This is a genomic window from Longirhabdus pacifica, assembly GCF_004115085.1.
Lineage (GTDB): Bacteria > Bacillota > Bacilli > Paenibacillales > DSM-105158 > Longirhabdus > Longirhabdus pacifica.
In genome coordinates this window covers 44,499-57,826 of the sequence record NZ_QXJP01000027.1, presented here as the reverse complement: position 1 = coordinate 57,826, position 13,328 = coordinate 44,499, and the positions used below count along the sequence as shown (strand labels likewise).

The following is a 13,328-nucleotide window of genomic DNA, read 5'->3' as shown; positions in this document are numbered from 1 at the left end:
AAAAGTATCTACTTCCCAAGAAGCATCCACTTCAAACGACCCGTAAGGGTGTTAAGTGGCGTGTAGTTCACTCCACCCCAATTAAAAATATGCTTCCAAGACGTAGGAAGATTTTTGACGAATGCCAAACTACTGTAGACGGCAACACTTCTACCTACTAGCACAATGACAATGGCAAAAAGAATCATCATCCATTTTCCAGTCAAATCAATTCTGGCAATTTCTAATCCGACCATTAGAAATACTAAAGAGTTTGCAATTAAAGCTAACACTTCCCAAAATGTTTTTGTATTTAGTTTGGTGGTCGGGCTCATGGCGATCCTAGAACCGTAATTTCCAAAAACTACTTGCTGTTTCAAAAATGGAACAATAATAAATGTAAAAATTATCCTTTTTATACGGAATAAAGTGATAGATCTGACAGCTGTAAATGCTGGTGAAGCATCATTTTTATTGTACAGATTTTTCCTTTCTCAAATGCTGTCGATTATATGTAGAAATTTATCATGCAAATAGTTGACGTTTGGCTTAATCGAAGGCATAATGAGAGAAAATCAAATTAGAAAGGGTAGAATCATGGGCATAGAAGAAGTATTGAACAAGGCAGGCTCATACTTGAATGAAGAAGAGTTGGAACTGATTCGTGAAGCATATGATTTTGCCGAAAAAGCCCATCAAGGACAAGTGCGAAAGTCCGGTGAGCCATACATTCAACATCCACTTGCAGTTTCTGAAATCATCATGAATATGCAGATGGATGTTACGACTATTGTTGCTGCATTGCTTCATGATGTCGTCGAAGATACAGAAATAACATTAGAAATGATAACAGAGCAGTTTGGAGAAACGTGCTCTAAATTAGTTGATGGTGTAACGAAATTAGAGAAAATTAGATATAAATCTAAAGAAGAACATCAAAATGAAAATTATCGTAAAATGTTTGTTGCTATGGCGAATGATATTCGTGTCATATTAATAAAGCTTGCAGATAGATTGCACAACATGCGCACGTTGAAATTTCAAAAAGAAGAAAGTCAGCGACGCATTGCTCGTGAGACATTAGAAATTTTCTGTCCTATTGCACATCGGTTAGGGATCTCAGCAATAAAATGGGAAATGGAAGATATCGCACTACGTTTCCTCAATCCTCAACAATATTATCGTATAGCTAATTTGATGAAAAATAAACGGATCGAACGTGAACAATATATTGAAGATGTGATGGGAAACATCAAAGAAAAATTAGATGCAATGGGCTTAAAAGCAGATATATCTGGTCGCCCAAAACATATTTATAGCATTTATCGTAAAATGCAAATGCAAAACAAACAGATTAATGAAATTTATGATTTGTTAGCTATCCGCGTCATCGTGGATAATATTAAAGATTGTTATGCATCGCTTGGTATTATTCATACGTTATGGAAACCCATGCCTAGAAGGTTTAAAGATTACATTGCTATGCCTAAAACGAACATGTATCAGTCCTTGCATACGACAGTGATTGGTCCAAATGGTGAGCCTTTGGAAGTGCAAATACGTACGATGGAAATGCACAGAACGAGTGAATATGGTGTAGCTGCACACTGGGCGTATAAACAAGGTAAAGCGATAGCTACAGATACAATGGACGGTATTCGTTTTTTTCGAGAAATAATGGAATTACAAAAAGAAACAACAGACGCAGCTGAATTTATTGAATCATTAAAGATGGATTTCTTTTCAGATGAAGTGTTCGTATTCACCCCTAAAGGCGAGGTTATTGAATTGCCTGCAGGTTCAGTTCCTATTGATTTTTCGTATAGAATTCATACAGAAGTCGGGAATCGTACTATAGGTGCGAAAGTTAATGGTAGGATTGTTCCTCTGGATCATGCACTAGTCACTGGGGATATCGTTGAAATTATGACTTCGAAGCATTCCTATGGTCCAAGTCAAGACTGGGTGAATATTGCGCAATCATCACAGGCTAGATCGAAAATAAAGCAATGGTTTAAAAGAGAGAAGAAGCAAGAAAACATTGCGAAAGGGAAAGAAGAAGTAGAACGAAGTGTGAGAAAGCTAGGATTTGAACCCGTTTTAGTACTAGATGACGATCACTTGATGGAAGCAGCTGAAAAATTTAATTTTCAAGATATTCCGGACTTACTTTCTGCTGTCGGAACGGGCGGGGTGACCGCAACTCAAGTTAGCATGAAGTTGACAGAAAAACTCCGTAAAGAATTGGAAGAAAGCCAACTAACGAACGAGATCAACGAAACGAGACCTGATGCAAAGAAAAAGGGACACTCTACTCAAGGTGTCAGGGTAAAAGGAGTAGAAAATTTACTTATTCGTTTCGCACGTTGTTGTAATCCGGTTCCTGGAGATGAAATCGTAGGGTATATCACTAAAGGCAGAGGGGTTTCTGTACACCGCAGTGATTGCAATAATATCCCATTGGAAGAAAGTGATGAACAACATCGTTTGATTGCTGTAGAGTGGGTTTCCCAAGTGGAAGCAAATTACTCTGTGATGATTGAAATAACCGGTTATGACCGAAGAGGATTATTGAATGATGTGATGCAGGCAGTATCGGAATCGAAAACGTTTATTTCTGCTGTATCTGGTAAATCAACGAAAAATAAAATGGTTGAAATTCACATGACCATTCTCATACGTCATCGTGATCATCTGCAATCCGTAGTAGATAAAATAAAAAGACTGCAAGATGTATATTGTGTACAGCGAATTATGCAATCATAAACAGGAGCGGTGGATATGAAAGTTGTTTTACAGCGCTGTAAGGAAGGTTCGGTTACCGTCGATGGACAAGTCGTTGGTCAAATACAGCAAGGCTTATTATTGCTTGTAGGCATTACCCATGAGGATAATGAAGAGGATATTGCTTATCTAGCAGATAAAATTGTCAATCTCAGAGTATTTGAAGATGAAAGTGGAAAAATGAATGTGTCTGTAAAACAAACGGGAGGTCATATTTTGTCTGTCTCCCAATTTACGCTTTATGGAGATACTCGTAAAGGAAGAAGGCCAAATTTCACTGCTGCTGCAAAACCTGAAATGGCGAAATCGTTATATGATACTTTCAATGATGCATTAAGAGAAAGAGGTGTCCATGTGGAAACGGGTGTGTTTGGAGCGATGATGGATATTGCTTTCATAAATGATGGACCTGTTACACTCATTTTGGACAGTAAGTTAGATACTAAATAAGTTGAAGAAATAATGAGAAACAAGTTTACGCCTCAGTAGCCAAGCGTAAAGGTTGCGATGTGGAAATTTCTCCATCTTATGATTATGGTTAGTAAGTTGGTTGAACAAGTTCATTCAACTTATTAAAAAAGACAAAACATGCTTAAATTTTTTAAGAGGGGGCACTCTAATGGAAAATAGATAGGATGGTTTTCCAATGCGTCAGTCTTATAAAATGCAAGCCATGCACCAATTTCCTTTGCCGTTAGCAGCCAATATACATGAATCATTACAATTTACTGAAGACACACCTATGCATGGTGTAAGGGACAGTCACGTATGGTTTGAAGCAAAAATAAATGCTCCTAAATTTCCTTAACATCCTTTATGAGATGTTGAGGAAAAAATCTGAAGAAAGCTTTGAAGAAGTAATAGGAGCAATAGTAGTAGCAGAAGTCAGAGGAAAATTGATTTAGAAGTAAGCCGAGCAATAGAATTTATGAAAGTAAGAAAGGCAAGGAAAACTTTATTGAGTGATGATAATGTCATTCTTCATATCATGGTTGACGATAAAGTAATCCTATTAACGTAACAGTTGAAAGGGTTTTTTGTGATGAAAATGAATGTTTGCGGAATTGAGGAGAAAAATTACCGAAGTGTAGAACATGTATTACAATTGTTTGCTGAAGATATGGATGTATCTTTTGATGAACATGCAGACGATGATAGGAATCAACTTCATATTCAGTCGTTTGAAACGGAGCATGATTGGAGAAGCACTGCGACACTGCACACTACAAATCAGAAGCAATTTCAAGCAGAATTTACTTGGAAGAAAAGCGATATGTCTCCAGGCAAGGGGAAGTCAGCAATAAAGCATGTCATCAATGGTGCTATTTTACAGGTGATGGAACAATATAGTAATATGAAGCAGCCTTGGGGAGTGTTGACTGGTATTCGCCCAACGAAGCTTTTCCATGTGATGAAACAGCAAGGATATGACAATGAACAAATAAGTCAAACGTTAGCTTCGTATTATCGTATTGACGATGAGAAAATAAAATTGATGCAACATATTGTAGAGCGGCAGTTGACGGCAGTTCCTGATCTTTATGATCTTAAACAGGAAGTTAGTATTTACATTGGTATTCCTTTTTGCCCAACGAAATGTGCATATTGTACTTTTCCAGCTTATGCAATTCAAGGAAAACAAGGAACGGTTGATCCATTTTTAGCTGGCTTGCACTATGAAATTGAACATATTGGAGCCTTTTTGAAAAAGCATCACATTCCTATCACCACCATTTACTTTGGAGGAGGAACGCCCACCAGCATTACGGCTGAACAAATGGATATGCTATATGATCAAGTTGAAGCATCCTTTCCAAATGTTGATGATGTAAGAGAGATCACTGTCGAAGCAGGTAGACCAGATACGATTACACCAGATAAAATAGAAGTGTTTCATCAGCATCATATTGATCGAATTAGCATTAATCCGCAGTCTTATACGGAAGAGACGTTAAAAGCTATCGGTCGTCATCATACGGTGCAGGAAACGATAGATAAATATCATTTGGCCAAACAGATGGGCATGGAAAACATCAATATGGATCTCATTATTGGTTTACCTGGTGAAGGTATTTCAGAATGGAGACATACGCTTGCACAAACAGAAGCGCTAATGCCGGAATCGTTAACGGTTCATACGTTGTCATTCAAACGAGCTTCTGAAATGACAAAGAACAGAGATAAATACAAAGTGGCGGAGCGGGAAGAAATACAGCAGATGATGCGTGAAGGTAGCCAATGGAGCGAAACACAAGGCTATGTGCCGTATTACTTATATCGTCAGAAAAATATATTGGGTAACTTAGAGAATGTTGGCTATGCTAAACCGGGGAAAGAAAGTTTATATAACATTATGATTATGGAAGAGATGCAGAGTATTATTGGATTAGGATGTGGAGCTAGTAGTAAGTGGGTTCATCCTAAAACAGGCAACATCTCTCGTTTTGCTAATCCAAAAGAACCGAAGAAATATAATGAAGATTACGAGCATTACACAGCTAAGAAAATAGAATATTTAAAGCAACTATTTTTGGATTAATATGTTGTATACAGCAGTCCAATAAGTTAAAAGCTAAACATAAATAAAATAAAGATGAAAAAAATGTACGGTGGGCAAGATGTCATTTTTTTCATCTTTTTGTATTGATTTTATAATCAAATGACCATCCATAGTAATATTATATTTCATACTGTTAGATCGTTATGGTTGTGCCGTCGAACTTAGTAAGTTTAAACCCTTCAAATCCTTCATTATACGTTTCTCGGTAATCTTGCAAGATGCCAATAGCAGCTTCTTCTCCAATTTCTAACCCTTCCGCATCTGAACGATAATGAATCCCTGCGAAATCCCTACCTATTGCTACATTGTAAGCAAGTTTATCTAATTCCCCACCTACGGTAAGAGGAGGGCCTTCATATGGTACCAAATAGAGTCCGTCAGGGGTAGGAACGACAGGGTTAGGGATAATAAAATATTCGTTAAATAATGCTTTTAAAATCGTTGCTCCTGCTCCTACATTGGTAGCATGACCTGCTGGGTAAGATGGATGAGTAGGTGAACCTTCTGGGTAGGATGTTGGAAGTAAATACGTGTAGTACATATTGAAAATCTTTTTCAATACTGGTGAATTCAATAATTCCTCGTTAATAGGGTAATTTGCAGCACCAGTCAATTTATTTTGTACCGCACCACCAAATGCTTCCGGACGCAAACGTCTGTGAACTCTCCATTTTTGGAACCAAGCTTGTATGAGCCCTACTCTGGATGCTCTTGCTGCAAAGTCAAGATAATGCGCAGCTCCAAATGTAACAAACCCGTATTGTGTTTTGGAATCAATATAAGGGTCCGCTGGATCAAGCGCATTGGAGCCGTAGGATAATAATAATAAGCAGGCATTAACATATTCTTGGAAAGGGTAATCGATATGAACGTAGTTGGCTAAGTCACGACCGTTGCGAATATAACGAGGAGTGGGATCAAATTGTTCAGGAAAGGAAGGAGGCTCACCATTTTGTACATTTAGCCATTCCTTGTAGTCTGTTAAGAAATTTGTTCCTGGGAGTGTCGTTCGGTAACGTTGTTCAAAAGTAGCAGACCCCATCGGGATGTCTTGAAATAAAAATTGTGAAATGTAAGGTCCTTTTAAGTCACCAGGGGTACTACCGCGGAAAAGTGTATTCGTAGTTACTTTCCCGTTTTCTTTAGGGCCTCTGAAATCAGAGAAAGTTGAAAGATCTGCTGCTGCTTCATTCGTAATAGGATTGACATGATATTGAGAAAAATTCACGTCACGAGCAAGTGCTTGCCAATACACCTCAGCTGTTTCACTTGCTTGCCACGCACTGCTAAATTCAGGTGCAGCGGGCATGGCGACTTGTTGCATATCTGGGCCGACTAATTGATAAGCGTAGGAAGCTTGTGGATTGACAAGTTTTACGGTACCACCTAACTTCAGCTGTTCGAATAATGCTGTATTTCCAGTCGTTAATGCTTGCGTCAATTGATTGTAAGCAGATAAATCAACCTCACCAAGCTGGTTATGTGGAAGTGCTTTCGAAAAGCTGGCAATTTTATTAGCAAATCTTTGTTCATCATGGTTACAAGGATGATTTGGAACAGGTTTATTTTTTTCAAAAAGTGCTGCATCTGTTCGAACTTTAAATGCCTCTTGTCTACGCTGCAATGGAGATAGTGGCCCAATCGTGCAGTCACTACCGCATTCCAATTCGTTCAAGCTGCACTGTGTTGCAACTTCCACATTACTAATCAGCACTGGCATGGTATTCGACAAAGGTAATTTGTTAATAAGTAGTCGAGCTTTGTTCGCTTTCTTTGGAGATAAAGTAGCATCTGTATTGATAAACAGGAAAGGTTGTAGTTCTCCATTAGGTAATACATTGATAGGGATAAGGTCACTCATACCAGTTTCTAAAACCAAATGATCTTGAATCCACTGTAATTGGATAAGCACGTTTGGCCCCATACCGGCTCCTTGTTTGGCAATCATCAGTTGAATGGAATAGCTTTCATCAGGTTGAATAGCGAATTCTTGATAAATATACGAGTTTACTGTACCGGCCAATTGAGCACAATGAGCACTGGGATCGCTAGGGGATGGAACAACAGTGCTATTAATGGACTTCCAATATGCTAGCTCATTGGAAAAATTTCCGTTTTGAATTAAATTTTTACTAGACAAGTTATCCACCTCATTTTTAGTTCTAACTTATTTATAATAGGAGAAGGATAGAATTGCTATAGGTACATGCATCAATTTGGTCTTAGTGGGGGCGTACATTTTTCAAGCCTCATTGAGATAGTGATGGCAATAGTAACGTGTGGATAAGATATATGTATTCACACATAATTAAAGCGCTTACATAAATGTAATATGTTTGTAATGTTTTTTTCATGTTCCGATAACAAAACACTCCTATAATAACCATATGACCCCCTTTTAATTTGATATAAATTTTGATCCGTCTGCAGCGTGGCTGTAGGCTTTTTTCTTGTATAAATAAGTTGTTGAATGAACTTGTTCAACAACTTATTACCGCTAAACATAAGATGCAGAAATTACAATATCATAACCTTTACGTCTGGCAACTGAGGCGTAAACTTATATTTTTATTATTTCTGTATCTTATATCTAAGTTGTTGAATGAACTTGTTCAACAACTTATTACCGTTAAACATAAGATGCAGAAATTACATATCATAACCTTTACGTCTGGCAACTGAGGCGTAAACTTATATTTTTATTATTTCTGCATCTTATATCTAAGTTGTTGAATGAACTTGTTCAACAACTTATTACCGCTAAACATAAGATACAGAAATTACATATCATAACCTTTACGTCTGGCAACTGAGGCGTAAACTATCTCTCATTATTTCTGTATCTTATATCTTTTTATTTATTTCATTTCACAGTGACTTTTCGCAATGAAAAACAATATATAAAAATATCAAAAAAATCATAAAAATACATATATTTGTATTGAAAGTAAATATTTTAATGTATTATACTAAAAAAAACAGTTTGCAACTAAAATATTCTAAATAGTTAGATAAATAATATGGTGTAAAACAAAATGATGTACTGTAAAACAATCCTTCGTTGCCTGAACTGTTTTTGATTATGTTGTTTTATTTATTATCCACATCAAAAAGGAGGGAGAAAGGTTTATACCAGAAATGAAAGTTTCAAGTTTTTACAAATATGAAAGGGAGTGATGTAATGAAGAAGAACATGAAAGTAAGTTTCATAGCTTTTTTAATATTTTTATTAAGCACGACAGCGGGTATAGCTAATATTAACATGGAAGTAGATGAGGGAATAGAGAATGAACACGACGAGACTACGACTGAAAATGAGATTGGATCAGAAGTTGAAGTGGATGTGGATTTAGAATTGGAACTAGAAACGGATGCGGAAGTAGAATCGGAGATACAAGAAACGCCAGGTATGTTTATGATTGAAGGTATCGTAACGAAGGAACAGCGTAGTGCGATTGCTAGTACAGGTGCAGTTATTGAAGAGATTGGAGAAGATTATGTTGTTGTTTTCGCAATGCCTGATGAAGTGAAGCAAATTGAGGCATTGTCATTTAACGTAGAAGGATTAGTGATGGATTTGGATTTTCCTTCTGCGGATTCAGGATATCATAATTATACAGAAATGGTAGAGAAGATTAATGCGGCTGCACAAGATCACGCAGATATTGTGGAGAAATTCAGTATAGGACAGTCGTATGAGGGTAGAGAGTTGTGGGCAGTTAAAATTAGCGATAATCCTGAGGTAGATGAAGATGAAGCAGAGGTGCTTTATGTTAGTATGCATCACGCTCGTGAACATTTAACAGTAGAGATGGCATTGTATTTATTATCGTTGTTCACTGATAATTATGGGACAGATAGCAAAATCACGGAACTTGTAAATAGTCGTGAGATTATTATTGTATTTTCGCTTAATCCCGATGGAGCGGAGTACGATGTGGAAGATGGCAGCTACAGTTTTTGGAGAAAAAATAGGCAGCCTAACAGTGGCTCTTCTAACATAGGAACAGATTTAAATCGAAATTATGGTTACAATTGGGGGTGCTGTGGCGGTTCAAGTGGAAGTACGGGAAGTGATACGTATCGAGGTACGTCTCCATTTTCTGCTCCAGAAACGGCTGCATTAAGAGATTACATCAATAGTAGAGTAGTAGATGGTAAGCAACAAATCACGACTGCAATATCATTCCATACGTATAGTGAACTCATCCTATATCCTTACGGTTATACGTATACAGATGTACCGGGTGATATGACACAGGATGATCACAACGTGTTTGTGGCACTGGCAAATGAGATGGCTAGCAGTAACGGATACACACCAGAGCAGTCCAGTGACTTATATATCGTAGATGGAGATATGACGGATTGGGCATACGGTGAGCATAACATTTTTGCATTTACATTTGAAATGTATCCAAAAGGCTCTAATCCTGGCTTTTACCCACCTGATGAAGTGATTGATAGAGAAACAGAGCGAAATAGAGAGGCTATTGTTTACTTGACGGATATCGCAGCTTGTCCATACGATGCTATAGGTAAGGGAAGCCAATATTGCGGAGATGATGGCGGCGGTGGAGATGGTGAGATCATTTTCCAAGATGATTTCGAATCTAACAGTGGATGGGTGGTAGATCCAGATGGATTGGACACAGCATCAACTGGAAACTGGGAGATTGCAGATCCTAGTGCTACGAGCTATTCAGGAGCGAAACAATTAGGTACAACGACAAGTGGTAGTCAAGATTTAGTAACGGGTGCAAGTTCAGGATTTTCCGCTGGGAGTAATGATATAGACGGTGGTGCAACTACAGTTAAATCCCCAGCTATTCCTTTGCCGACTGATGGAGCGTTAACGCTTGAATTTTCTTATTATTTCGCCCATTATTCGAATGCGAGTAATGCGGACTTTTTCAAAGTGAGTATTGCAGATGAAAATGGTAACGCTACGGTATTTGAACGGTTTGGATCAGCTACAAACATTCAGGCCACATGGTTGAAACAATCTATTGATGTAAGCTCCTACGCTGGGAAAACGATTCATATACAATTTGAAGCAGCGGATGGAGGAAGTGGTAGTTTAGTAGAAGCAGGCGTAGATGATGTGATCATCAAAAAGGCAATACCGGATACAGTGAACGCTGTTGAATAAGAAGCAGTAAACACAAGCATATTAAACCTAGCATATTAAATTTAGACCATATCTAATGTTTACTAGAGACAGTTTTTGCGGGGGTTGCTCATGTGGTCTGTGTCTGCTGTGGGGATGAGGTATGCAATAATGTGTTAATATGTACAGTGTTGAGATAGAGGCGTTTCCAAGACTAAAGTCTAGGGAAACGTCTCTTCTTTTGTCTAGCATCTATTATAACTTAAGCCCGTTTTCCACCCGCTTTAAAATGATTAAAATGATAGTAGTCATTTTATGGAATTAGTGGGAGGAGAAATGAGGATGACCAAACTAACGATAGACAATGTGAGTAAACAATATGGAGCAAAAACAGCGATTGATTCACTTGCAATGGAGTTAACTCCCGGTGTGATAGGGTTGTTAGGTCCTAATGGTGCTGGAAAATCAACATTAATGCGTATGTTAACTACAGTAGAACAACCAACAAACGGAAACATATATTGGAATGGTCATAATATAGTTAAACAACCTGATGTGGTCCGACGTGTGCTAGGCTACTTACCACAGGAGTTTGGCGTATATCATAATCTAAATCCAGTTGAATTTCTACACTACATGGCAGCAATGAAAGGATTGAATCGGAGGGAAGCAAAACAACGCATTCATCCATTGCTGGAAGCATTAAATTTGAGTGATGTTCGTAAAAGGGCAATAGGAAGTTTTTCAGGTGGTATGAAACAAAGAGTGGGGATAGCACAGGCTTTGCTTAATGATCCTTCTCTGCTCATTGTGGATGAACCTACCGTTGGATTAGATCCCGAAGAACGCATTCGCTTTCGAAATCTACTTTCCAGTTTATCTAAAGACGTGATCGTTATTTTATCTACGCATATTGTAAGCGACATTGAATCGATAGCGAGTCAAATCGTTTTGATGTCAAAAGGAACATTACTAATGAATACCTCACCTGAAGCGTTATTGAAACAAGTAGATAAAAAAGTATGGCAATGGAAAATGGACAGTGCTCATTTTTCGCAAGTGCAGCAACAATTTATGGTAAGTAGTTTTGTTCATCGCAGTGATGGAATTTATGCGCGCATTGTGTCAGATACTGCTCCTAGTATAGATGCTGAGCTGATTCCGGCTTCTATGGAAGATGCGTATTTGTATTATGTTTCTTCTAGTCAGGAGGGGAGACGCGATGCGTAGCCTTTCTTCTACTTGGCAACTTATCCTTTTGAATGCAATCAGGCAGATGAGGAGCTATCCTTTTCTTATTGTAATCGGTTTAACGTTATTTATCAGCTATGCTAGTGTGCCAGCAAGCTCGGCTGGTTATGAAGTAATGAGAATCGGCAGTGAGGGGATAAGAGGTATTTATAACTCGGCATGGCTCAGCGCAATGGTCACATTGATGTCGAGTATACTATTGTGGTTATTCGGATTTTATTTGTTGCGAGGTCAAATTACTTCTGATGAAAACGTAAGAATGGGACAGTTCATTGCATCATCTCCAATTGGAAACTTGCGTTATATTTTGACAAAAACGATGTCCAACTTCGTTGTGCTTATGATCATTCAGTGTGTACTTGTAGCCAGTTTTATGGTCATGCAATTCATTCGAGGTGAAAGTGATGTGCTGGATGTATGGGATTTTATCTTTCCGATTTTAGTTATTTCTGTACCTTCCTATTTTCTACTTGCAGCACTCACGATATTTTTTGATGTTGTTCCTTTTTTGAAAGGGATTGTGGGTCATATCATTTATTTTTTCTTATGGTCATTGTTGTTTACCTTTTCCATTACTAATGAGCATGCTATGTTTGATTTAATAGGATTTAATATGATGGTTTCCGATATTGTACAAGAAGCGGCTGTACATTTTCCAGCTTATGATCAACAAGGTGCATTAGAAGATATAAGCATCGGTTATTATACGTATGAAAATATACAAACGTTTGAATGGCAAGGGGTAGATTGGAACTTAACGATGTTGGTTTACAAATTACCTTGGGTTATCTTTGCGATGATCATCATCTTTTTATCTTCTTTCATTTTTAATCGTTTTGCTGTCACAGGGAAAGAGAAAAAACAACATGCAAAAAGTATAACAAAAGAAAGCTCTAATCCATTCGTACATAAGGGGAAAAAGAGTGCGTTATCCCATGATATCGTGTTGACCCTAGTAAAGCATCGAAAGCGTAATGTGTTGGCAATGCTGTTTGCCGAAATTCATGTGATGCTCAAAGAAATGTCACGATGGTGGTATATCATCGCTTTTATCCTCATTGCACTAAGTGTATTTTTGCCGATAGAAGCAGCAGTATATGTATGGCCTTTTGTTATGATCTGGCCGATTAGATTCTGGTCCCAAATTGGCATAAAAGAGCATGTATATCGAACGCATCAAATGTTAACATCAAGTTGTTCTCCTTTTAGTATGCACATTATAGCATGGGTAGCGGGTATTTTTATTAGTTTAGTCATGTCTACTGGCGTATGTATAAAGTTGTTTTTAACAAATGACGTGACCGCTATTGCAATATGGTTGATAGGAAGTGTGTTTATTCCAACGTTCGCTTTTTGGCTGAATAGAATGAGTAAAAGTAGAAAACCGTTTGAAGTCATCTATGCGATTTGGTGGTATATGGGGCCTTATTCGGGGATGATGTTTCTAGATTTTATTGGAGGAACCATGTCATCCGCAATGTGGTATGGAGCTGCTAGTATTGCATTATTGTTGCTCACAGTATTGCCCATGAGAAAGGGAATAGGTTCACGTGTAGCTATGTCTGTTTCATCGTAAAGTTTCGCACAAGTTTGATTTAAAAGATGAACTAAACTTTTTCCAAAGTTAGTTCATCTTATGCACTC

9 protein-coding genes are annotated in these 13,328 nt (G+C 37.8%); 7 read left to right on the top strand and 2 right to left on the bottom strand.

Going from position 1 to position 13,328, the window contains the following annotated elements; translation table 11 throughout:
* Nucleotides 1–8: 8 nt before the first annotated feature.
* Entirely contained in the window at nt 9–359 is a 351-nt protein-coding gene (locus D1Z92_RS15380) for a cation:proton antiporter domain-containing protein (RefSeq protein ID WP_306438822.1), read from the bottom strand.
* 217 nt (nt 360–576) lie between these two features.
* Here D1Z92_RS15380 and D1Z92_RS15375 point away from each other — a divergent pair, with 217 nt between their 5' ends.
* From D1Z92_RS15375 to D1Z92_RS15365, 4 genes are all read left to right on the top strand, one after another.
* Nucleotides 577–2,745: a RelA/SpoT family protein gene (locus tag D1Z92_RS15375; protein ID WP_128896566.1), complete on the top strand. Its 2,169-nt coding sequence runs from the start codon at nt 577–579 to the stop codon at nt 2,743–2,745.
* 15 nt (nt 2,746–2,760) lie between these two features.
* The gene (gene dtd, locus D1Z92_RS15370; protein ID WP_128896561.1) at nt 2,761–3,213 is read left to right on the top strand and encodes a D-aminoacyl-tRNA deacylase; all 453 of its coding nucleotides are present in this window, start codon (nt 2,761–2,763) and stop codon (nt 3,211–3,213) included.
* Between the two features lie 196 nt (nt 3,214–3,409).
* Complete coding sequence (locus D1Z92_RS17375; RefSeq protein ID WP_164931654.1) at nt 3,410–3,571, top strand: hypothetical protein; 162 nt, start codon at nt 3,410–3,412, stop codon at nt 3,569–3,571.
* Nucleotides 3,572–3,805: 234 nt separating this feature from the next.
* Nucleotides 3,806–5,302, top strand: coding sequence for a coproporphyrinogen III oxidase (locus D1Z92_RS15365; protein ID WP_128896560.1), 1,497 nt, complete (start codon nt 3,806–3,808; stop codon nt 5,300–5,302).
* A gap of 154 nt (nt 5,303–5,456) precedes the next feature.
* On the opposite strand, the gene D1Z92_RS15360 is transcribed toward D1Z92_RS15365, so the two are convergent.
* Complete coding sequence (locus D1Z92_RS15360; RefSeq protein ID WP_164931653.1) at nt 5,457–7,463, bottom strand: NTTRR-F1 domain; 2,007 nt, start codon at nt 7,461–7,463, stop codon at nt 5,457–5,459.
* A 1,041-nt stretch (nt 7,464–8,504) separates the two neighbouring features.
* Here D1Z92_RS15360 and D1Z92_RS15355 point away from each other — a divergent pair.
* From D1Z92_RS15355 to D1Z92_RS15345, 3 genes are all read left to right on the top strand, one after another.
* A complete protein-coding gene (locus D1Z92_RS15355; protein ID WP_206099768.1) occupies nt 8,505–10,475 on the top strand; it encodes a M14 family metallopeptidase in 1,971 nt (656 codons plus the stop codon).
* A gap of 300 nt (nt 10,476–10,775) precedes the next feature.
* Nucleotides 10,776–11,663, top strand: a complete 888-nt coding sequence (locus tag D1Z92_RS15350) for an ABC transporter ATP-binding protein (protein ID WP_128896558.1) — start codon at nt 10,776–10,778, stop codon at nt 11,661–11,663.
* Nucleotides 11,656–13,260: a hypothetical protein gene (locus D1Z92_RS15345; protein ID WP_128896557.1), complete on the top strand. Its 1,605-nt coding sequence runs from the start codon at nt 11,656–11,658 to the stop codon at nt 13,258–13,260. The genes D1Z92_RS15350 and D1Z92_RS15345 overlap by 8 nt, the downstream gene beginning before the upstream one ends.
* Nucleotides 13,261–13,328: the final 68 nt, after the last annotated feature.